Annotated in this window: 18 protein-coding genes; 4 read left to right on the top strand and 14 right to left on the bottom strand. The window is 60.7% G+C overall.

What is annotated here, in order from left to right; genetic code table 11:
• The first annotated feature begins 340 nt into the window (after window positions 1-340).
• Together gltP and ASF66_RS18625 are read left to right on the top strand one after the other, a co-directional pair.
• Entirely contained in the window at window positions 341-1,654 is a 1,314-nt protein-coding gene (gltP, locus tag ASF66_RS18620) for a glutamate/aspartate:proton symporter GltP (protein WP_056844900.1), read from the top strand.
• A 376-nt stretch (window positions 1,655-2,030) separates the two neighbouring features.
• Window positions 2,031-3,272 (top strand): nucleoside recognition domain-containing protein, encoded by a 1,242-nt coding sequence (locus ASF66_RS18625; protein WP_049860529.1) that lies wholly within the window; start codon window positions 2,031-2,033, stop codon window positions 3,270-3,272.
• Here ASF66_RS18625 and ASF66_RS18630 read toward each other — a convergent pair.
• The 14 genes from ASF66_RS18630 to ASF66_RS18695 all read right to left on the bottom strand — a co-directional run bounded on the left by ASF66_RS18630 (window position 3,242) and on the right by ASF66_RS18695 (window position 18,109).
• A complete protein-coding gene (locus tag ASF66_RS18630; RefSeq protein ID WP_056844901.1) occupies window positions 3,242-4,282 on the bottom strand; it encodes a DUF5924 family protein in 1,041 nt (346 codons plus the stop codon). The genes ASF66_RS18625 and ASF66_RS18630 overlap by 31 nt on opposite strands.
• A 57-nt stretch (window positions 4,283-4,339) precedes the next feature.
• Window positions 4,340-5,776 (bottom strand): M16 family metallopeptidase, encoded by a 1,437-nt coding sequence (locus tag ASF66_RS18635; RefSeq protein ID WP_156463227.1) that lies wholly within the window; start codon window positions 5,774-5,776, stop codon window positions 4,340-4,342.
• 119 nt (window positions 5,777-5,895) lie between these two features.
• Window positions 5,896-6,639, bottom strand: a complete 744-nt coding sequence (locus ASF66_RS18640; RefSeq protein WP_049860531.1) for a TerC family protein — start codon at window positions 6,637-6,639, stop codon at window positions 5,896-5,898.
• A 110-nt stretch (window positions 6,640-6,749) separates the two neighbouring features.
• Window positions 6,750-8,057 (bottom strand): CitMHS family transporter, encoded by a 1,308-nt coding sequence (locus ASF66_RS18645; protein ID WP_056844902.1) that lies wholly within the window; start codon window positions 8,055-8,057, stop codon window positions 6,750-6,752.
• A 323-nt stretch (window positions 8,058-8,380) separates the two neighbouring features.
• The gene (locus tag ASF66_RS18650; RefSeq protein ID WP_049860533.1) at window positions 8,381-10,342 is read right to left on the bottom strand and encodes a DUF7844 domain-containing protein; all 1,962 of its coding nucleotides are present in this window, start codon (window positions 10,340-10,342) and stop codon (window positions 8,381-8,383) included.
• Complete coding sequence (locus ASF66_RS18655) at window positions 10,339-10,659, bottom strand: DUF2388 domain-containing protein (protein ID WP_049860534.1); 321 nt, start codon at window positions 10,657-10,659, stop codon at window positions 10,339-10,341. Before ASF66_RS18655 ends, ASF66_RS18650 begins: the two co-directional genes overlap by 4 nt.
• A gap of 25 nt (window positions 10,660-10,684) precedes the next feature.
• Window positions 10,685-10,972, bottom strand: coding sequence for a DUF2388 domain-containing protein (locus tag ASF66_RS18660; RefSeq protein ID WP_056844903.1), 288 nt, complete (start codon window positions 10,970-10,972; stop codon window positions 10,685-10,687).
• A 128-nt stretch (window positions 10,973-11,100) separates the two neighbouring features.
• The gene (locus tag ASF66_RS18665) at window positions 11,101-11,418 is read right to left on the bottom strand and encodes a DUF2388 domain-containing protein (protein WP_043191880.1); all 318 of its coding nucleotides are present in this window, start codon (window positions 11,416-11,418) and stop codon (window positions 11,101-11,103) included.
• A gap of 255 nt (window positions 11,419-11,673) precedes the next feature.
• Complete coding sequence (locus ASF66_RS18670; protein WP_049860536.1) at window positions 11,674-11,886, bottom strand: DUF1127 domain-containing protein; 213 nt, start codon at window positions 11,884-11,886, stop codon at window positions 11,674-11,676.
• Window positions 11,887-12,205: 319 nt separating this feature from the next.
• The gene (locus ASF66_RS18675) at window positions 12,206-13,699 is read right to left on the bottom strand and encodes an acetyl-CoA hydrolase/transferase family protein (RefSeq protein WP_056844904.1); all 1,494 of its coding nucleotides are present in this window, start codon (window positions 13,697-13,699) and stop codon (window positions 12,206-12,208) included.
• 188 nt (window positions 13,700-13,887) lie between these two features.
• A complete protein-coding gene (locus ASF66_RS18680; protein ID WP_056844905.1) occupies window positions 13,888-15,321 on the bottom strand; it encodes an NAD(P)(+) transhydrogenase (Re/Si-specific) subunit beta in 1,434 nt (477 codons plus the stop codon).
• On the bottom strand, window positions 15,318-15,644 hold the full coding sequence (locus tag ASF66_RS18685) for an NAD(P) transhydrogenase subunit alpha (protein WP_043191874.1): 327 nt from the start codon (window positions 15,642-15,644) through the stop codon (window positions 15,318-15,320). The genes ASF66_RS18680 and ASF66_RS18685 overlap by 4 nt, the downstream gene beginning before the upstream one ends.
• 11 nt (window positions 15,645-15,655) lie before the next feature.
• Window positions 15,656-16,777, bottom strand: coding sequence for a Re/Si-specific NAD(P)(+) transhydrogenase subunit alpha (locus ASF66_RS18690; RefSeq protein ID WP_049860539.1), 1,122 nt, complete (start codon window positions 16,775-16,777; stop codon window positions 15,656-15,658).
• 417 nt (window positions 16,778-17,194) lie between these two features.
• Window positions 17,195-18,109, bottom strand: coding sequence for a LysR family transcriptional regulator (locus ASF66_RS18695; protein WP_056844906.1), 915 nt, complete (start codon window positions 18,107-18,109; stop codon window positions 17,195-17,197).
• Between the two features lie 149 nt (window positions 18,110-18,258).
• Here ASF66_RS18695 and ASF66_RS18700 point away from each other — a divergent pair, with 149 nt between their 5' ends.
• Window positions 18,259-19,431 (top strand): acyl-CoA dehydrogenase, encoded by a 1,173-nt coding sequence (locus ASF66_RS18700; protein ID WP_056844907.1) that lies wholly within the window; start codon window positions 18,259-18,261, stop codon window positions 19,429-19,431.
• A gap of 12 nt (window positions 19,432-19,443) precedes the next feature.
• On the top strand, window positions 19,444-20,664 hold the full coding sequence (locus tag ASF66_RS18705) for a CaiB/BaiF CoA transferase family protein (protein WP_056844908.1): 1,221 nt from the start codon (window positions 19,444-19,446) through the stop codon (window positions 20,662-20,664).
• Window positions 20,665-21,061 lie beyond the last annotated feature (397 nt).

The raw sequence follows: 21,061 nt of genomic DNA on the forward strand, positions 1-21,061 counted from the left end.
ATCTCCTTTCATACTTTTCCTACATTCATGACGGTGTGTTCGGTTTCTCGAACGCAATGGGTCATGCCGCCTCGTCAATCCGCTGAAACCTCCCGAATCGCCTGTCATGGCCAGTCGTCTATCCGAACGAAGGCGTTTGCGCGATAAATCCACTCGATTACATTATGCCGATTCTGCATGGGGTAGTCGTTTCCGGCATTAGACGCTGCCGCAACGCATCGGAATAGTTGCGCCTTTTTTCGTTCGCCAAAGCGCTTCGCTACGGGCGGCGAAGCCTCTACGGAGGGCCGCTCGGTTTCCTCGCGGCGCTCACGAGTTGACTTGGAAAAAGGGTAACGACATGAAGAAGGCAAAACTGAGCCTCGCTTGGCAGATACTCATCGGCTTGGTACTGGGTATCGCACTGGGTGCATTGCTCAACCATTTCAGTGCCGAGAAGGCCTGGTGGATCAGCAACATCCTGCAGCCAGCAGGGGATATCTTCATCCGCCTGATCAAGATGATCGTGATCCCCATTGTGATCTCGTCACTGATCGTCGGCATCGCCGGGGTTGGTGATGCGAAAAAGCTGGGCCGCATCGGCGTCAAGACCATCCTCTACTTCGAGGTGGTGACGACGGTGGCCATTCTGGTCGGCCTGGGCCTGGCCAACCTGTTCCAGCCCGGTGTGGGCATCGACATGAGTACCCTGGGTACCGTGGACATTTCGCAGTACCAGAAGACTACGGCCGAGGTGCAGCATGACCATGCGTTCGTGGCCACACTTCTCAACCTGATTCCCTCCAATGTGTTCGCCTCGATCGTGCGCGGCGACATGCTGCCGATCATCTTTTTCTCGGTGTTGTTCGGCCTTGGCCTGTCGAGCCTGCCCAGCGAGACACGCGAGCCGTTGGTGAAGGTCTTCCAGGGCGTATCGGAAACCATGTTCAAGGTCACCCACATGATCATGAACTACGCCCCCATCGGGGTCTTCGCCCTGATTGCAGTGACGGTGGCCAACTTCGGCTTCGCTTCGCTGCTGCCCTTGGCCAAGCTGGTGGTGCTGGTCTACGTGGCGATCCTGTTCTTCGCCATCGTCGTGCTGGGCCTGATTGCACGCTTGTTCGGCTTTTCGGTCTTCAAACTGTTCCGGATCTTCAAGGACGAACTGGTGCTGGCGTATTCCACGGCCAGTTCGGAAACCGTACTGCCGCGGGTGATCGAGAAGATGGAAGCCTATGGTGCGCCGAAGGCCATCAGCAGCTTCGTGGTACCGACCGGGTACTCGTTCAACCTCGATGGCTCGACCCTCTATCAAAGCATCGCTGCGCTGTTCATCGCCCAGCTGTATGGCATCGACCTGTCGATCGGGCAACAGCTGATGCTCGTGCTGACCTTGATGGTGACCTCCAAAGGCATCGCCGGCGTGCCGGGCGTGTCGTTCGTGGTCCTGCTGGCGACACTGGGCAGTGTCGGCATCCCCCTCGAAGGCCTGGCCTTCATCGCCGGCGTCGACCGCATCATGGACATGGCCCGCACCGCGCTCAACGTGATCGGCAATGCCTTGGCAGTGCTGGTGATCTCGCGCTGGGAAGGCATGTACGACGATGCCAAGGGCGAGCGCTACTGGAACTCCCTGCCGCACTGGCGCAGCAAGGAGCGCGTCGCCTCCTGACACAGCTCGCGCCGCTGCTACATCACCCTGTGGGAGCGAGCTCTGCCCGCGAAGGGCCCACAACCGCTCTGCGCACCTCACGCGCACTGTGGGAGCGGGCTGCCCGCGAAGGGCTCACAACTCTCTGCGCACCTCACGCGCACTGTGGGAGCGGGCTCTGCCCGCGAAGGGCCCACAACTCTCTGCGCACCTCACGCGCACTGTGGGAGCGGGCTCTGCCCGCGAAGGGCCCACAACTGCGATAGGTGCCTCCCTGTAGCGGTGCAAGCCGCGTCCGGCTTCACGCGAAAATCCTGACACCGCCCACTGCCCTGCGGGGCAGAATCCCACTTCGCTTTGGGCTATCATCCGCGCATCTTCGAATGAGGGAATACCCATGCTGAACGGCCTGTGGCTCAGCTTCTTTCTGATCGCCGCGATCTCGGCCTTCGGCCAATGGCTGGTCGGCGGCAACGCCGGTATCTTCGCCGCCATGGTCGAAAGCCTGTTCGCCATGGCCAAGCTGTCGGTCGAAGTGATGGTCCTGCTGTTCGGTACCCTCACCCTCTGGTTGGGCTTCCTGAAGATTGCCGAGAAGGCGGGCATCGTCGATTGGCTGGCCAAGATCCTCGGGCCGCTGTTCAGCCGGCTGATGCCCGAGGTTCCGCGCGGGCATCCGGCACTGGGGCTGATCACCATGAACTTCGCCGCCAACGGCCTGGGCCTGGACAACGCCGCGACGCCCATTGGCCTCAAGGCCATGCGCTCGCTACAGGAACTCAACCCCAGCGCTACCACGGCGAGCAATGCGCAGATCCTCTTCCTGGTGCTCAACGCCTCGTCTCTGACCCTCCTCCCAGTATCGATCTTCATGTACCGCGCCCAGCAGGGCGCCGTGGACCCGACTCTGGTCTTTCTGCCGATTTTGCTAGCCACTTCCGCCGGTACGCTGGTCGGCCTGCTGGCAGTGGCTGTGATGCAGCGCTTGCGACTTTGGGATCCGGTGGTTCTGGCCTATCTGGTCCCGGGTGCGCTGCTGCTGGGCCTGTTCATGGCGTTTCTGGGCACCCTGTCGGCGACCGCGCTTGCAGGGCTGTCGTCGATCCTGGGCAACCTCACCCTGTTCGGCCTGATCATCCTCTTTCTGGCCATCGGGGCGCTGCGCAAGGTCCAGGTCTACGAAGCATTCGTCGAGGGCGCCAAGGAAGGTTTCGATGTCGCCAAGAGCCTGCTGCCCTACCTGGTCGCCATGCTCTGTGCGGTTGGCGTGCTGCGCGCTTCGGGCGCTTTGGAGCTGGGGTTGGACGGGATTCGCCACCTGGTCCAGTGGCTGGGCATGGACACCCGTTTCGTCGACGCCCTGCCAACCGCACTGGTCAAGCCGTTCTCCGGCAGTGCCGCGCGAGCGATGTTGATCGAAACCATGCAGTCCCACGGTGTGGACAGTTTTGCGGCCCTGGTCGCGGCCACCATTCAAGGCAGTACCGAAACCACCTTCTATGTGCTGGCAGTGTACTTCGGCGCCGTGGGCATCCAGCGCGCCCGCCACGCCGTGGGCTGCGCACTGTTGGCGGACCTGGCCGGGGTCATTGCGGCCATCGTCGTGTGCTACTGGTTCTTCGGCGCCACCGCTGCCTGAGTGGCGTCGTCGGTCACCTTGAAGCGTAATACGCCGACGATCTGGCCATCCTCGGTCAGGACCCGCACCTGCCACCTTCCCGTGACATCGTCGGGGAAGTTCTGCTTGTGGCTCCAGGCGCGATAACCTTCCTTGCGGCCACCATGGATGTCCAGGGCGATGCGGTCGACTTCCTTACCCTTGTGCTGCCACACGTGGTAGATCCGCTCGTCCAGGCCCCGTGGGGCGTTGATTGCGGTGTAGGCATACAGACCACCACTGCGCAGTTGCGCCGCGCTGACCGTCTCCAGACTGTCCCCGTGAGTGCGGCTACGGTTGTCCAGCTCGGTGGTCACCGCCACCTCCGTCAGCCACAGGGTCGCAGGCGGTACCCAGGAGCGCAGCAGCCACCCGGCGCCGCCGATCATCAGGGTCACCCCCACCAGCGCCACGCCCCGGCGCCAGTGATTGATCGGGAAGCTGACAGCGAGGCTTGGAAAAGCCAGCAGCATGGCGATGGCCAGCGCCAGCTTGAAGCTTTCATCGGTGGTCAGGTGCAGGATGATCGGCAGCGCCGTGAGCAACGCCGCGAACAGCGTGAAGGTGTGCAGCGCCATGAACAGCCAGCGCCGGGGCGCGACCCATTTGTAGTACAGCGGATCGATGATCGACACCAGCCCGGCCAGGGTCAGCAAGCCGGTGAACACCCACTGGCCACTGTTCCATGTGGTGGTGATATAGAAGAAAGGCAGCACGAAGAACAGACTTTCCTGGTGGATCATCTGCGTGGCATAGCGCAGCACCGGCGTCGGTATCTCGCGCTTGAACACCCGTGCGAACAACTGGGTGAAGGTGTTTTCCAGCATCAGCCAGACCCAGGTCAGCAGCATCACCACCGCGATCCAGCTGGCCAGCCCTGCCTGCCGATCGACCAGCACGAAGCTGCCGATCCCGGACAGGAAGCCGCCCAGCGCGATCACGCCCGGATAGCGTTTGATAAGGTCGATGAGTCGCTGGACGAAGTACGGCATGGTCTTCCACACAAAAAAGGCAAAGAAACGGCAATCAGAAGACGGCTCTGGCAGGGCTCAGTGTCGTTTGGCGCGACGCCGCCATACGATCAGGCCCACCAGCAATAGTGCCAGGCCGATCAACACTGCCCAGGCAAGCTGATAGAACTGGTCATAGCTGAGCAGCGGTTTTTCCACACGTATGTACCCCGGCTTGCTGACCAGCTGACGCAATGCGGTATTGGCATCTTCCACGGTGACCTGCCCCAACTGCCGTGCCGGGCTGGCAAAGCGGCCGTCGGTATAGTCGGCCAATGCCCCCCAATAGTAGTCGGCCAAGGCAATGTTGCCTTGTGCCGCCCATGCTTGCCGGGCAATCGCCAGGTTCTTGAGGCGCTTGAAGGTCGCAGCGTCCACACCGTTGTCGCGCAGACGCGCGATCATCTGCCCCATGACCAGACCTGCCTGACCGATATCGGCCTGGTCCACCGCGGCATTCAGGCTCAACAGGCCGCTGTCGCCATACGACTCGCGGGCCACCCAAGGCCCATACGACAATCCGTGGGCCAGTCGCAGTTCGCGGTACAGCTCCCACTCCAGATAACTTTGCAGCAGGTCCAGCGTCGCCGGATGGGCGGTATCCAGCACCGGTTCGAGGAAATACAGGTGAAGCGTGGCGTCGTCGCCCAGCCAGCCGCGTATGAGGTCGGCCTGCGGCTCGGCTTCGTGGGTGACTGTACGAAGATCCTGATGATCGCTGGGCTCGACCGCGTCCAGCGCGCCCCAGGTGCGCTCCAGATAGGCGGGCAACAGCTTGTCCAGGCCTCCGACGACGATCAGGCTCATGTTGTTCGGTGCATACCAGCTCTGCCGAACCTCGCGCACCTGTTCCAGGGTCAGATCGGTGACTTCCGCAGGCTGCGGACACTTGAGCCCCAACTCGATGGCCAACTGGCTGCTGGCATTGCTGTCCTGAGCTGGCTTGTCGAGCAGGTGCTGCAGGTGGGAGTGATGGGTACCATCTTCGTGCTCGATGATGCGCTTGGTGCTTGCCAGAACGTTGTCATCGATTCTGGTCTGGGTGATGGCGGCCAGCAGCAGGTCGAGCACCTTGCGCTGATTGCGCGCCGGTGCTTCGATCACGAAAGTGGTGTCGGCACTGCTGGTGAAGGCATTCCATTCGCCGCCTAGCGCTTGCATGCGCTCTTCGAGGCCGCCTTCGCCGTGCTCGTCGATACCGCTGAACAGCAGGTGCTCGAGCAGGTGGGGCAATTCCTGGTCGGTGCAGGAGAAGTCGTCGAAACCCACACCGACAACGAGGCGGATGGACACATGGGCACGTTCGTCGCCAGGCTTGAGCAGCAGTTGCAGGCCATTGGGCAACAGATAGCCTTCAACCTGGAAACGGTCCAGCGCCAAGGCTTCACGGCCGGCGCACAACAGCGCCGCTGCCAGAAGCCACAGGCACAACAGGCGGCGCTGTGTACCTGGAGCGCTTTTCACCCGCTCGTGCATGAATCCCTTCCATCGAAATCGGCCAAGTCAATGGAACAGACTCCCTGACCGGCGAGTCGTTCATAGCACATTGCTGGCCATCACTGCGTGCCGCGAGGGCAGCACGCAGCTCTGCAGGCTCAGGACTCTTCCTGAGACTCGCGACGCTTGCGCGCGATAGCGGTACGCATCTTGATGTTGATCGCTTCCACAGCCAGGGAGAAGGCCATGGCGAAATACACATAGCCCTTGGGCACATGCACATCGAAGGCTTCGGCGATCAGTACGGTACCGACCACCAGCAGGAACGACAGTGCCAGCATCTTCAACGAAGGGTGCTGATCGATGAAGCGGCTGATGGTGCCCGAGGCGACCATCATCACCAACACCGCGACGATGATCGCAGCGACCATGACCGGCACATGGGACACCATGCCGACCGCGGTGATGACCGAATCCAGCGAAAACACGATGTCGATGATGGCGATCTGAATGATGGTGTAGATGAAATTGCCGCCCTTGCCTGCAACTTCGTCACCGCCCTCTTCTTCGCCTTCCATGCCGTGGTAGATCTCTTGCGAGCTTTTCCACAGCAGGAACAGGCCACCGAAGAACAGAATCAGATCACGCCCGGAGATGCCCTGGCCGAACACCACGAACAGGTCGGCGGTCAGGCGCATGACCCAAGTGATCGAAAGCAGCAGCAGGATACGCGTGACCATCGCCAGCGCCAGGCCGAAGATTCGCGTACGCGCCTGCATGTGCTTGGGCATGCGGCTCACCAGGATCGAGATCATGATGATGTTGTCGATGCCCAGCACGATTTCCAGCGCTGTCAGGGTCAAGAAAGCAACCCAGATTTCCGGGTTGGTGAACCATTCCATGTGAAGTCCTTCGTGTTGGAGGCCAGGGCGACGCAAGGCCGGAGACTATGGCGCCGCTACCTGTGAATGGCAGCGGCGCAACGTCATCCGGCCTGGCCCGCGAATAAGATTTATAGACTGCTGAACAGAGGAAAGATCCCCATGGCCAGTGCGGCGAACATTATGCACAGGCAAACCAGTACTGCCCACTTGAGGGTGAAGCGCTGGTGGTCACCGAACTCGATACCGGCCAGGGCCACCAGCAGGTAGGTCGAGGGGACCAGCGGGCTGAGCAGGTGCACCGGCTGTCCGACGATCGAGGCACGGGCCATCTCGACCGGCGAGATACCGTAGTGCGCAGCCGCTTCGGCGAGTACCGGCAGGACGCCATAGTAGAAGGCATCGTTCGACATGAAAAAGGTGAACGGCATGCTCACCAACGCGGTGATCACGGCCAGGTACGGGCCCATGGCATCCGGAATCACGGCCAGCAGGCTCTTGGACATGGCGTCGACCATGCCGGTACCGGTCAGGATGCCAGTGAAGATACCCGCGGCGAAGATCAACCCGACCACGGCCAGAACGCTGCCGGAGTGAGCGGCAACACGTGCCTTCTGCGCTTCCAGGCACGGGTAGTTGACGATCATGGCGATACTGAACGCAATCATGAACAGCACCGGCAGCGGCAGCAGGCCCATGATCAAGGTCACCATCAACAGCAGGGTCAAGCCGCCGTTGAACCAGATCAATTTGGGGCGGCGCGCGTCCGGGTACTGCGAAACGCTGATCTCGCTGTGGTCTATTTCATCGCCTTGCAAATGCAGCTCGCCCAGGCGAACGCGCTCGCGCTTGCCGTACATGTAGGCAATCACCAGGATGGCGACGACGCCGAACGCCATGGCCGGGATCATCGGCACGAAGATGTCCGAAGGGTCGACATGCAAGGCGCTGGCGGCACGTGCGGTGGGACCACCCCACGGCGTCATGTTCATGACCCCGCCTGCCAGGATGATCAAGCCGGCCATGATCCTCGGGCTCATGCCGATGCGCTGGTACAGCGGCAGCATGGCCGCCACGCAGATCATGTAGGTGGTCGCGCCGTCACCGTCCAGCGAAACGATCAGCGCCAGCACGGCGGTACCGACCGAGACTTTCAGCGGGTCGCCCTTGACCAGCTTGAGGATCTTGCGCACTGCCGGGTCGAACAAACCCGAATCGATCATCAGTGCGAAATACAGGATGGCGAACATCAGCATCACGCCGGTCGGCGCAAGCTTGGTGATGCCCGCAAGCATCATCGGGCCGATTTCCGGTGCAAAACCACCGAACAGGGCGAACAGGATAGGCACGATGATCAAGGCGATCAGCGCGGAAAGGCGCTTGGTCATGATCAGGAACATGAACGTGATGACCATGGCAAAGCCAAGGAATGTCAGCATGGGAATACTCCAGGCACAGCGCGGCTAAGGACGAAGAACGAAAGGTTCAGCGAGGAATGGCAGGAGCCGGGAGTATGGGAAGAGAGGCACTACGGGTAGGGATCATCAAGGACATCGGTTTCACCATTGTTGTTGTTCAAGAGGCCGAAAGCGCATCTGGATGCTGCTTTCTGGCCGGCCGGTCTTACGCCGGGGGTGAGTCGATGCTAAGTCGGCAAGCTTTCAACAACCTTTCGCCATTCAAAACGATACAATTGACCTTGCGGGAGCAGGCTCTGCCCGCAAAGAAGCCAGTCAGATCACCCAAGATCCAACGGCCCCGCCTAGGGCAACACCAACCCCCCCGCCGCCTTGTGCAATTCACGCAGATGCTCCCCCACCTGCTTGAGATTCGCTTCGGTGGCCGCAATCTCTCTGGCCCGCTCAGGCGTCAACAGCGCTCTCACCTCTTTGTCCAGATCGGTACTCAGGCGCTGCAGCTGTTGCTGACGCTGACTGCTTTCCGATTCCAGACGCTGCCATTCCGCCGTCTGCGGCAGACCGTAGCCCCCGTTATCGAGCAACTCCGCCGGTCGGCTGAGAAATCCGCTGTTGGCCAGGATCTCCTGCAGCATCTGGTTGGCATTGGCCACACTACCGTCGCCCAGCTCGCGAGCACCCAGGTAGCGCTGCTTCACTTCCTCCTGGGCCAACAGCAACTGACGTCGGTAACTGGCCTGCTCCAGCAACAGCAGCGCGGCACTGGTGCGCAGATCGGCCTGGGCAAACCAGGGTTGCCGCTGCTGCGCGCTCTGCTCCAGCCACGCTTCGACGCTTTGCTGCGGAATCGGCAGATGCTTGCGCAGCACCTCGAACATGGCCTGATAGCGATCGCGATACGAATCGAACCGATAACCCAGGCGCAGTGCCTCGCGCGGATCATCCAGTACGCTGCCATCGGCCAGCCCGCGGCCTTCCAGAACCTCGAGCAAGCCGTTGGGCAAGATGCTGTCGATACCCTGCAAGCGCGGATCATGCGTACCACTGCGCAGCAGCTTGAGGTTTTCCACCGCACAGTTGTTGGACAGAAAGTAGTAGCTGCCGTCGTAGCTCCAATGCATTTCGGCCGCATGGCGCACCAAAGACTCGATCTCCGGCCGATCCAGCTTTAGCGGCACCGAAGCCAGACTGCGCAGTTCGGTCTTGGTGTATTCGTCGATCACCTGCGACAACGGCAACACGAACAGGCGCGAGGGGTATTGCCCCATCAGCCCGCCCCAGGTGGAAAGCTGCACGTCATTGACGAACGCGCGGTAGGACAACACCAGGTGCTGTTCCAGATCCAGTCGACAGTCCGGGCCACGTGGCCGCCCCGGTGCGCAGATGACCAGGCGCAGCATGCTGTGCCCCCAGCGGCTGGCCAGGTTCTGATTGGCCTCGGCCAGCAGGTAGTCCACCGCATAGACCCGTTCAGGATCGATCTTGCCCAGCGGCGTCTTGGCAAAGTCGCTGCCCGCATTCAGATACGGCAGGCCTTGAGCACAGCTTTGCTGGCGTGCGGGCGCCCAGTCGAACCGCGCCTTGAAATATTCGAACAGTGCCGGACGACGGCAGGCATAGGTCGGGTCGAGGAGAAAATACTCCATGTTGACCGCGACGAATTCCTTGGGGCTGCTCACCTCATAGATGTCAGGACTGCGCACGATCTGACGGTTCTGCTCTTCACGCTCGCCGCGGCGCCCGACATATTGCTGCCAGCCGGCCAGGTCCAACAGGCGTGGATCGTCGCTCAGGGTGAAGCGGCGGGTCGTCTGGCCACGGCACTCATCGGGCAGGCCTACCTTGCCCAGGCTTGCATCCTGTCGGCCGCAGCGGCTTACCAGCGTGCGCTCGGCAGGTGTCCAGAGGCGCGCGCGGTCATAGATATGGGTCAGCTCGTGAAGCACGGTGGCCAGCAGCTCCTCGCGCACCGTACCGTGGGGACGGTTGGTCCGCCGCTGGGCCGAAGAGCCATCGGCCAGTCCTTGCAGCTGGTTCAGGTTCAACTCCAGGCTCGAGACCAGGGAGGCCTGACCATAGGCGTTGTCAGGCATGCGCGACGACCAACTGACGTCGATCCGGCGGTCCAGTTGCTCGACGAAGCGCGGCGGCAATGCAGCCATCGCATCGTCGAGCAGTGCCTGGCTGGCATCGGCCTGTCGAGCGTCCAGCCCGCTGCGATCAAGGACCAGCTGCAAGCCAGCAGTGGCCTGCGCCGTCGTCAGCAGAAGGCCTGCCGCCAGCAGCCAGCTGGCCAATCGTCTCACAGTGCGAGAATGGCTTCGGCGAGATCCTGGTCACTGGCGCTGCGCGCCTGTGGAACGCGTTCGCGCAGCGTATTGAAAGCCGCCTCCAGTTGGGCACCACGAATATCGCCCTGGCTGGCCACATAGCTGGCCGCATCGTCCCGAGCTTCCAGGACCACCTTGGAGTCACGGATCGAAGTGGTGGTGTCGGACGTGAAATCGATCGATCGGCCAAATGCACGAACGATGATATTACTGGTGGCCACGACAGTTTGGGCCTGGGCCACATCGGCCAGCAAGAACAGGCCGAGGGTAGCGGCAATCAGCGGGGTACGCATGGAGCTTCTCCGTAATACGAGGTGTCTATTGGACGAGTATCGCCTGCGCCAGTTCAAGGTCGCTGGCAGCAATTTGTGGGTGCTTCTGGCGAATGCTCGCCAGAGCTGCCTGCAGCCGTGCCCCACGACATCGCCCATTGCTGGCGACGAAGCACGCAGCATCGTCACGGGCAGACAGGATCAACTTGCGATCGAAGGGGGCCGTCGTGATCTTGCTGGTCACATACAAGGTGATCACCGAGGACTGCAGACTCACGTCGAAGGCCGCAGCCGACGACGCCCAGATGACGAGAATCAGTGGCAAATAACGCATCAGGCTTCAGATGTAGAGCGATTGGGCCGGCAAGGCTAGCCCAACGTGGGTCCGAGAACCACCCGCGATGTGCAGGCTGCAGCAGCCTGCCGCATTCTTCATCTGCGGGAGGTACCCGTTGCAGAGCATCAGATGGCCAGAATGGCCTGGGCCAGTTGCGCGTCGCTGGCCTGCATCTGCGGGGCGACCTTGCGGATATGGGCAAAAGCGCTTTCCAGCTTGGCACCGCGGATATCGCCCTGGCTGGCGACGAAGCTCGCCGCATCGTCCCGCGCTTCACGCACGATCTTGTTGTCGCGCAGCGAGGAAGACAGGTCAGAGGTTGCATTGGTCGATGCATTGACCCCACGGACCAGTGCATCGGTCGTGACGACGAAGCTTGAAGCCTGCGCGCCGCTGGCCAGAGCCAACAATACGGCGGCACCCAACAGATGATTACGGGACATGATGGATCTCCAGATCAAGGCGAAGTTTGAGCGCTATGAAGCTTATTAGAGCGCCTCGAAGCTTCGGGCGCCAGCACTCCGACCATCCAGCGTGAGCGATGATTCAACTGTTATGGTCTTTGATCATAATCATATAACTGTATCTGTCAGCTTTTGTGCAGGCAAAAAAAAGCCCGTCAGCGTTGACCGCGACGGGCTTTTTTAGAATTCGTTGCTGGTTCGGCCTTCAGGCTCTGTCACCAGCGCGGCGTTGCATCAACGCCAGAACGGCTTGCTCAACTCTTCGCAACGCTGGGCTTCGCTGATACCGGCATCGGCCAGCAGACGAGCATCCAGACGAGCCAGTTGATGGCGGCTGGCGATACGGCGCTGCCAAAGCATCAGGTTGGCGAAAAAGCGCAGAGGAGCCGAGGTTTGAGCAGTTTTGGTGTTGGCCTGGAACAGGTCGGAACTGAGGGTACGTTCCATGATGTACATCCTTCCGCTTGTGGCGGGGCTGAGTAGTGGTTTATCTGGTACCCATTTTCCACGCTCCCTGTCCAGAACAGTAGGCACAGTTCATCTGTATTGTGGACGGTCAGTTGACTGTTAAACACAACTGTCTTGCTCTGGAATGAGGCAACTGTACGGGTCTGCCCTCAAGTAGTGCATTTTTGCTCGATATGCATTCACTCCAAGCAACTCGACCTCGATTTTTACCCGTACAGTAGTACAGTTTATGCTTCATGCTGGTGAGTCCAGATACCACATCCAAGAACTGTATTGCATCACAGCTAAACTGTGCGCTTCAGCTCGCCAACATGCGCCCGGTCTCTTCCAGGTTGATGTGCCATTGCAGTGCTTCCTGCAAGACATGAGGCGTGTGGCCGCCACGTAGGCATGCCTGATCGAAATAGCCCTGCAGGGCCTCTCGATACTGGGGATGAACACAGTTATCGATCACCGCCTGCGCCCGCTCCCGCGGTGCCAGGCCGCGCAGATCCGCCAGGCCCTGCTCGGTCACCAGGATATCGACGTCGTGTTCGGTGTGGTCGACATGGCTGACCATGGGTACGACGCTGGAAATTGCACCACCCTTGGCAATCGATTTGGTGACGAAGATGGCCAGGTGGGCGTTGCGCGCAAAATCACCCGACCCGCCGATGCCATTCATCATCCGGGTGCCGCAGACATGGGTAGAGTTCACGTTGCCGTACAGGTCGAACTCCAGCGCAGTGTTGATACCGATGATGCCCAGGCGTCGAATCACCTCCGGGTGATTGGAAATCTCCTGCGGACGCAGCACCAGGCGCGATTTGTATCGTTCGAAGTGGCTGAAGACTTCCGCATGCTTTCGCGCCGACAAGGTCATGGAGCTGCCCGAAGCGAACGCCAGCTTGCCGGCATCGAACAGGTCGAAGGTCGAGTCCTGCAGCACTTCGGAGTACATCGTCAAGTTGTCGAACGGTGAATCCAGCAGGCCGTGCATCACCGCATTGGCGATGGTGCCGATGCCCGCCTGCAACGGCATGAGGCTGTTGGTCAAACGCCCTGCGTCGACCTCGCTCTTGAAAAAGTCCACCAGATGCCCCGCGATCGCCTGGGTATCGTCGTCCGGTGGCAGCACAGTCGATGGTGAGTCGGCCTGCTGGCTGATGACGATGGCGCTGATCTTCGCCGGGTCGATCTGTACCGCGCAGCGGCCGATGCGGGTATCGGCGCTCAACACCGGGATCGGCAGGCGTGTGGGCCGATAGCTAGGAATATAGATGTCGTGCAGGCCTTCCAGCTCCAACGGCTGCGCCAGGTTGATCTCGACGATCACCTGTTCGGCCAGGATCGCGAAACTTGCCGAGTTGCCCACCGACGTACTGAGCACCAGATGCCCTTCCTCGGTAATGGCGACGCATTCGATGACGGCCAGGTCGACGGCCTTGATCTGGCGGTTGCGCAGCTGTTCCACGGTATCGGACAGATGCTGGTCGATGAACATCACCGAGCCGGCATTGATGGCCTTGCGCAAGGTGCTGTCGACCTGGAATGGCATGCGCCGGGCCAGCACGCCGGCTTCGGTCAACTGCTTGTCCAGGTCATTACCCAGACTGGCGCCAGTCATCAGGCTGATCTTGAGCGGTGTGCGCAGCGCGCGTTCCGCCAGCGCCTGGGGAACGGCCTTGGCCTCCCCGGCACGGGTGAAGCCACTCATGCCCACGGTCATGCCATCTTCGATCAGTTCAGCCGCCTGGGCGGCGCTCATTATCTTGTCCTGCAAGGAAGCCAGGCGAATACGGTCAGCGTGCATGTTCATTATCCCGAGAAGCGAAACGCGTGCTGCGCAGTCTAGTGAATGCAGGCAGTCGCGTCCTGCGACCAAAGTCGCATCAACCGCTCTATTCCGCACCTTTTCCCGTAAAACACTTTTACCGTAGATGCAAAAAACCCCGCCATGGGCGGGGTTAGCCGTTCACAGTGCATCGCCTGGTGCGGCGTTTACTCCACAGCTTTGACCATGTCTTCGATGACTTTCTTGGCATCGCCGAAGACCATCATGGTCTTGTCCAGGTAGAACAGCTCGTTGTCCAAACCGGCGTAGCCGCTGGCCATCGAGCGCTTGTTGACGATGATGGTCTTGGCTTTGAACGCTTCAAGGATCGGCATCCCCGCAATGGGTGATTTCGGATCGTTCTTGGCCGCCGGGTTGACCACGTCGTTGGCGCCGAGCACCAGCACCACGTCGGCCTGGCCGAACTCGGAGTTGATGTCGTCCATCTCGAAGACCTGGTCATAAGGCACTTCGGCTTCGGCCAGCAGCACGTTCATATGCCCCGGCATACGTCCGGCCACCGGATGGATCGCATATTTGACGGTCACGCCGGCGTGGGTCAGTTTCTCGGTCAGCTCCTTGAGCGCATGCTGCGCGCGGGCCACGGCCAGGCCATAGCCAGGCACGATGATCACGGTGTCGGCGTTGGTCAGCAGGAACGTGGCATCGTCCGCCGAGCCCGATTTCACTGGTCGTGCTTCCTTGGCACCCGCCGGGCCCGCGTCCGCAACGGCGCCGAAGCCACCGCCAATGACGTTGAAGAACGAACGGTTCATCGCCTTGCACATGATGTAGGACAGAATCGCACCGCTGGAACCCACCAGCGAACCGGCGATGATCAGCATCGAGTTGTTCAGCGAGAATCCGATGCCCGCTGCAGCCCAGCCCGAATAGCTGTTGAGCATGGACACCACCACCGGCATGTCTGCCCCGCCGATCGGGATGATCAACAGCACACCCAAGACGAACGCCAGGGCCAGCATCAGGCCAAAGGCGGCATAGCTGCCCGTGAACATGAAGATAAGACCACACAGCAAGGTGCCCAGGCCGATCAGCAGATTGAGCTTGTGCTGGCCGGCAAACTGCACGGGCGCGCCCTGGAACAGGCGGAACTTGTATTTGCCGGACAGCTTGCCGAAAGCAATCACCGAGCCGGAAAAGGTGATGGCGCCAATCGCTGCGCCCAGGAACAGTTCCAGGCGGTTACCAGTTGGAATCGCGTCACCCAGGTGCGCGACGATGCCCAGCGATTGCGGCTCGACCACGGCGGCGATAGCGATGAACACTGCTGCCAGACCGATCATGCTGTGCATGAAGGCCACCAGCTCCGGCATCTTGGTCATTTCCACGCGCTTGGCCATGATCGACCCAGCGGTACCGCCCACCAGCAGACCGACCAGCACGTAGCCGATGCCGGCGGTTGCCAGTTCTGCGCCCAGCTTGTAGATCAGGCCGACGGTGGTGAGCACCGCGAGGGTCATGCCCAGCATGCCGAACAGGTTGCCGCGTCGCGACGTGGTCGGATGGGACAGACCCTTCAATGCCTGGATGAAGCACACCGATGCCACCAGATAAAGAAGCGTAACCAGGTTCATGCTCATTGTTTGGACGCCTCATCCTTCACTTTCGGGGCTTTCTTCTTGAACATCTCCAGCATCCGCCGGGTCACCAGGAATCCGCCGAATACGTTCACCGCTGCCAGCGCAACGGCAAGGGTGCCCATGGTCTTGCCCAGAGGCGTCACGGTCAGCGCTGCGGCGAGCATGGCACCAACGATGACAATGGCCGAAATGGCGTTGGTCACGGCCATCAGTGGTGTGTGCAGCGCAGGTGTCACGTTCCAGACCACGTGATAGCCGACATAGATGGCCAGCACGAAAATGATCAGGTTGTAGATACCGTGGGAGATCAGCATGTCTTCCATTTGTAGTGTCCTCAGCCGTTCTTGCGCACGATCTGGCCATCGCGGCACATCAGGCACGCGGCGACGATGTCGTCTTCCAGGTTGATGGTGAACTGCCCTTCCTTGTCGAACAGCAGCTTCATGAAATCCAGCAGGTTGCGGGCATACAGCGCCGAAGCGTCGGCACCCACCTGCGCCGGCAGGTTGGTCGGCCCGACGATGGTCACGCCGTTATGCACCACCACCTGATCGGCCACGGTCAGTGGGCAGTTGCCGCCCTGCAGGGCTGCGAGGTCGATCACCACCGAGCCAGGCTTCATCTGCGCCACTGTTTCGGCGCTGAGCAATGTAGGCGCCTTGCGCCCTGGAATCAGCGCAGTGGTGATGACGATGTCAGCCTGCTTGGCGCGCTCGTGAACCGCCTGCGCCTGACGCTGCATCCAGCTGGCAGGCATGGGCCGGGCGTAACCCCCCGTGCCTTCGGCGCATTCGCGTTCCTCGTCGGTTTCGTACGGCACATCGATGAACTTCGCCCCCAGCGATTCGATCTGCTCCTTCACCGCAGGACGTACGTCCGAGGCCTCGATCACCGCACCCAGGCGCTTGGCCGTGGCGATGGCCTGCAGCCCCGCCACCCCGGCACCCAGAATCAGCACCCGTGCCGCCTTGACGGTACCGGCTGCGGTCATCAGCATCGGCATGAACCGTGGGTAGTGATGCGCCGCCAGCAGCACTGACTTGTAGCCGGCGATGTTGGCTTGCGAAGACAGCACGTCCAGGCTCTGCGCACGTGACGTACGAGGCGCTGCCTCGAGGGCGAAAGCACTGATGCCCCGCTCCGCCATCTTGGCGATCAACTCGTTGTTGAACGGGTTGAGCATGCCCAGCAGCACCGTACCGGTGCTCATCTGCAAAAGTTCTGCGTCGTTGGGGGGATTGACCTTGAGCACCAACTGCGTGGCAAACACCTGCGCCGCGCTGCCAATGATCGCGCCAGCGGCCTCATAGGCACCGTCGGTCACGCTCGCGCGCACGCCTGCGCCACTTTCAACCGTCACCACATGGCCCTGAGCGACCAGCTTCTTGATGGTCTCCGGGGTGGCGGCTACACGTGTCTCGCCCTGCTGCGTTTCGAGAGGAACACCAATGTGCACGTTATATCTCCTGCTGGATCTTCTTCCTGGTCGTACCCAAGCACTGGCAATGGCTCATTCTGCGATGGCCCATCAGCACGATACCGCCTGAAAACGGCGGGCCGCGGCATTTTGCAGGCCCCGACGAGCGGCTTCAACAGCTTATGGAGCGATACACGCAGAGCACTACAAGTCACGCTGTGACCGAATGTCACAGCGGTAGGGCTCAAAGCCTTCTAAATCGGGAGTTACAGCGATGACTGGGTGCTTCGAAATAATTTGCGAAATATTTGCAGGGCAGAGACCAATCAGCGTCAAAAACACGCCATAGTCAGGCAGTGCAAAGGCTGGCGCTGAAAATTCGCGCTTTTCCATATGTTTCAGAAACGCGCCATAAACATATATCTGTAGGGTATTTAACGGCACCACTACGCATCGTCAGCGATGCTGGCGCCCTTCCATTGCGTGATAATCCTGCGCCTGTTGCATCAGCCAGTCGCGAAACACTCGCAGCGATCCCAACTCGCGATGCCTGTCCGGCACGGCCAGGTAATAGGCTTTGGAACTGTTCAGCTCGTGGGGATTGGCAACGACCAGGCTGCCCTCGCGCAACTCCCGCTGGATCAGAAACGGAGGAATGAGCGCAATCCCCATTTCATGTACCGCTGCCTGAGCCAGCATGGAGAACAGCTCATAGCGCGGACCGCTCAGATCACGCGGCACGTTCATGTCCAGGCTGGCAAACCACTGTCGCCATGCATAGGGACGAGTGCTCTGCTGCAGCAGCGCAAGTTCGGCAATGCGGGCTGGCGTCAATGCCAGCTGCCCTTGCAGCAGCGCCGGACTGCACACCGGAACGGGATGCTCTTCCATTAGCCTGCTGGTCTGCGTGCCCGGCCAGTCACCGTCCCCGAAGTAGATCGCCGCATCGAAGTCGGTGTCGGCGAACAGGAAAGGCCGAGTACGGTTGGTCAGGTGGACCGTGATCTGCGGGTTATGCCGCTGGAAATCCTTCAGCCGCGGCAGCAGCCATTGGGTACCGAAAGTCGGCACCACGGCCAGCTCCAAGGTGCTGGCGCCCTGCTGACCCATCACCGCCAGCGTCTCGCGCTCCACAGCATCGAGTTGCGCGGCCACCCGGCGGCTGTAAGACAATCCCGCTTCGGTCAGCTTCACGCCCCGCTTGGAGCGTCGAAACAGGCGCACATCGAGAAACGCTTCGAGATTGGCAATCTGCCTGCAGACCGCCCCCTGGGTCAGGAACAGCTCCGCAGACGCCTTGGTGAAACTTTCATGGCGCGCCGCCGCCTCGAAGCAGATCAGTGCGGCTGTACTGGGTATTCGTCTGCGCATGTAACCGTTCCTCACTCAAGTCCCGGCGCTGTGCACCATGGCCCACTTATGAAGTGAGAAATTATCACAAGCCCATGCGTAATCCTGCTTTGTCCGCCAAGCCACAGCGGCCTAATCTGCGGATATACCGCTTTCTAGAGGACGGACACATGGCAAGCTTCAACTGGATCGACCCACTGCTACTGGACCAGCAACTTACCCAGGAAGAGCGCATGGTGCGCGACAGTGCGGAGCAGTACGCGCAGGACAAGCTCATGCCGCGTGTTCTGGAAGCCTTTCGCCATGAAACCACCGATCCCTCCATCTTTCGCGAAATGGGCGAGATGGGTCTGCTCGGCGCCACGATCCCGGAAGAATTCGGCGGCAGTGGTCTCAACTACGTCTGTTATGGCCTGATCGCCCGTGAGGTAGAGCGGGTGGACTCCGGCTACCGCTCGATGATGAGCGTGCAGTCGTCATTGGTGATGGTTCCAATCAATGAATTCGGCACTCAAGCGCAAAAGCAGAAATACCTGCCCAAATTGGCCAGTGGCGAGTGGATCGGCTGCTTCGGCCTGACCGAACCCGACCACGGCTCCGATCCAGGCGCCATGGTTACACGGGCGCGCAAGGTCGACGGCGGCTACCGCATGAGCGGCAGCAAGATGTGGATCACCAACAGCCCGATTGCCGACGTGTTCGTGGTGTGGGGCAAGGACGATGCGGGTGACATCCGCGGCTTCATTCTGGAAAAAGGCTGGGCCGGCCTCAGCGCACCCGCCATTCACGGCAAGGTCGGCCTGCGCGCCTCCATCACCGGTGAAATCGTCATGGACAACGTGTTTGTCCCGGAAGAAAACATGTTTCCCGATGTGCGTGGTCTCAAAGGGCCGTTCACTTGCCTCAACTCCGCGCGTTACGGCATCTCTTGGGGGGCGTTGGGAGCAGCGGAATTCTGCTGGCACACCGCTCGGCAGTACACCCTGGATCGCCAGCAGTTCGGTCGCCCGCTCGCCGCCAACCAACTCATCCAGAAGAAGCTGGCCGACATGCAGACCGAGATCACCCTCGCCTTGCAAGGCTGCCTGCGTCTGGGGCGGATGAAAGACGAAGGCACCGCGGCGGTGGAGATCACCTCGATCATGAAGCGCAACTCCTGCGGCAAATCCCTGGACATCGCACGCATGGCCCGAGACATGCTCGGCGGCAACGGCATCTCCGACGAATTCGGCATTGCCCGCCATCTGGTCAACCTGGAGGTGGTCAATACCTACGAAGGCACTCACGACGTGCACGCCTTGATCCTGGGGCGTGCGCAAACCGGCCTGCAAGCCTTCTATTGACAGGAGGTTGTCATGGGCGCGCTTTCGCATCTTCGTGTACTCGATCTGTCGCGCGTGCTGGCTGGGCCCTGGGCGGGTCAGATCCTCGCCGACCTCGGCGCCGAGGTCATCAAGGTCGAGCGTCCAGGCCGGGGTGACGACACCCGAGCCTGGGGACCGCCGTTCCTGGCGGATCAGGCAGGCAACAGCACCGGTGAAGCCGCCTATTACCTGGCAGCCAATCGCAACAAGCGCTCGGTCACCATCGACTTCACTCGGCCCGAGGGGCAACAGCTGGTCCGCGAGCTGGCTGCGAACTCCGACATTCTCATCGAGAACTTCAAGGTCGGCGGTCTGGCTGCGTATGGGCTGGACTATGCGTCACTCAGCGCCGTGAATCCGCAACTGATCTACTGCTCGATCACCGGTTTCGGCCAGACCGGCCCCTATGCCACCCGCCCAGGGTACGACTTCATGGTGCAAGGCATGGGCGGCCTGATGAGCCTCACCGGCAAGGCCGATGGCGATCCTGGTGCCGGACCTGCCAAGGTGGGCGTCGCTCTGACTGACATCCTGACCGGTCTGTATTCCACTGTCGCCATACTGGCTGCATTGGCGCATCGCGACAAAGGCGGCGGTGGCCAGCAGATCGATATGGCCCTGCTGGACGTGCAGGTAGCCTGTCTGGCCAACCAGGCCATGAACTATCTCACCACGGGCGTCGCGCCTGGACGCTTGGGCAATGCCCATCCAAACATCGTGCCCTACCAGGATTTTCCTACAGCCGACGGCGATTTCATCCTGACGGTGGGTAACGATAGCCAGTTCGCCAAATTCGCCCAGGTGGCCGGCCATCCCGAGTGGGCCACCGACCCCCGCTTCGCCTCCAACCAGCAGCGGGTCGCCAATCGCACGCAGCTGATCCCCCTGATCCGGCAGGCGACGGTGTTCAAGACGACCCAGCAGTGGGTCACCGAACTCGAAGTGGCTGGCGTGCCCTGCGGTCCGATAAACGATCTGGCCCAGGTGTTCGCCGACCCTCAGGTGCTTGCCAGGGGACTGGCCATTCAACTGAAACATCCTCTGGCGGGCACCCTCCCCATGGTCGCCAGCCCACTACGGCTGAGCGCCAGTCCTGTGGAGTACCGACATGCGCCTCCTTTGCTGGGCGAGCATACCCAGGAAGTCCTGCAGCAGCTGTTGAGCATGGATGCCCAGACCTATGACCAACTCCACGCCGCAGGCGTGGTGTAGTGCTGCTTCTATATAGGAGCAGCACGTGAATAAGGTTTATGACAGTTTTCTGAATTGGGGGTTGACGGCAGATTTCAAGTGTCTATAATTCGCCCCACTTCCGGCGCAGCCGAAACGATAAACGCCTTGTTAATCAATGAGTTAGTCGTTCAGGTAGTGAGGAAGTGCTTCGATCTTCAAGGTCGGAAGCGGTGAAAAAGGCAGTTGACAGCGGTTTGAAACGCTGTAGAATTCGCCTCCCGCTGATGAGTGATCGAAGCGAGTCAAGTGTTTGAAGTTGTTCAGGTTTCTGGAAAAATACTTCGAAATAAACGCTTGACAGAATATGAGGCTAGCGTAGAATGCGCGCCTCGGTTGAGACGAAAGAATCAACCCACCGCTCTTTAACAATTGAATC

The organism is Pseudomonas sp. Leaf129, from assembly GCF_001423465.1.
Lineage (GTDB): Bacteria > Pseudomonadota > Gammaproteobacteria > Pseudomonadales > Pseudomonadaceae > Aquipseudomonas > Aquipseudomonas coleopterorum.

Coding starts and splice junctions, on each gene's coding strand:
- ASF66_RS18670 (WP_049860536.1), bottom strand. CDS start 11,886: ATGGAACGTACCCTCAGTTCCGACCTGTTCCAGGCCAACACCAAAACT.
- ASF66_RS18630 (WP_056844901.1), bottom strand. CDS start 4,282: ATGCCGTACTTCGTCCAGCGACTCATCGACCTTATCAAACGCTATCCG.
- ASF66_RS18660 (WP_056844903.1), bottom strand. CDS start 10,972: ATGCGTTATTTGCCACTGATTCTCGTCATCTGGGCGTCGTCGGCTGCG.
- ASF66_RS18680 (WP_056844905.1), bottom strand. CDS start 15,321: ATGAGCATGAACCTGGTTACGCTTCTTTATCTGGTGGCATCGGTGTGC.
- ASF66_RS18675 (WP_056844904.1), bottom strand. CDS start 13,699: ATGCACGCTGACCGTATTCGCCTGGCTTCCTTGCAGGACAAGATAATG.
- ASF66_RS18635 (WP_156463227.1), bottom strand. CDS start 5,776: ATGCACGAGCGGGTGAAAAGCGCTCCAGGTACACAGCGCCGCCTGTTG.
- ASF66_RS18655 (WP_049860534.1), bottom strand. CDS start 10,659: ATGCGTACCCCGCTGATTGCCGCTACCCTCGGCCTGTTCTTGCTGGCC.
- ASF66_RS18685 (WP_043191874.1), bottom strand. CDS start 15,644: ATGGAAGACATGCTGATCTCCCACGGTATCTACAACCTGATCATTTTC.
- ASF66_RS18640 (WP_049860531.1), bottom strand. CDS start 6,639: ATGGAATGGTTCACCAACCCGGAAATCTGGGTTGCTTTCTTGACCCTG.
- gltP (WP_056844900.1), top strand. CDS start 341: ATGAAGAAGGCAAAACTGAGCCTCGCTTGGCAGATACTCATCGGCTTG.
- ASF66_RS18700 (WP_056844907.1), top strand. CDS start 18,259: ATGGCAAGCTTCAACTGGATCGACCCACTGCTACTGGACCAGCAACTT.
- ASF66_RS18695 (WP_056844906.1), bottom strand. CDS start 18,109: ATGCGCAGACGAATACCCAGTACAGCCGCACTGATCTGCTTCGAGGCG.
- ASF66_RS18645 (WP_056844902.1), bottom strand. CDS start 8,057: ATGCTGACATTCCTTGGCTTTGCCATGGTCATCACGTTCATGTTCCTG.
- ASF66_RS18705 (WP_056844908.1), top strand. CDS start 19,444: ATGGGCGCGCTTTCGCATCTTCGTGTACTCGATCTGTCGCGCGTGCTG.
- ASF66_RS18625 (WP_049860529.1), top strand. CDS start 2,031: ATGCTGAACGGCCTGTGGCTCAGCTTCTTTCTGATCGCCGCGATCTCG.
- ASF66_RS18665 (WP_043191880.1), bottom strand. CDS start 11,418: ATGTCCCGTAATCATCTGTTGGGTGCCGCCGTATTGTTGGCTCTGGCC.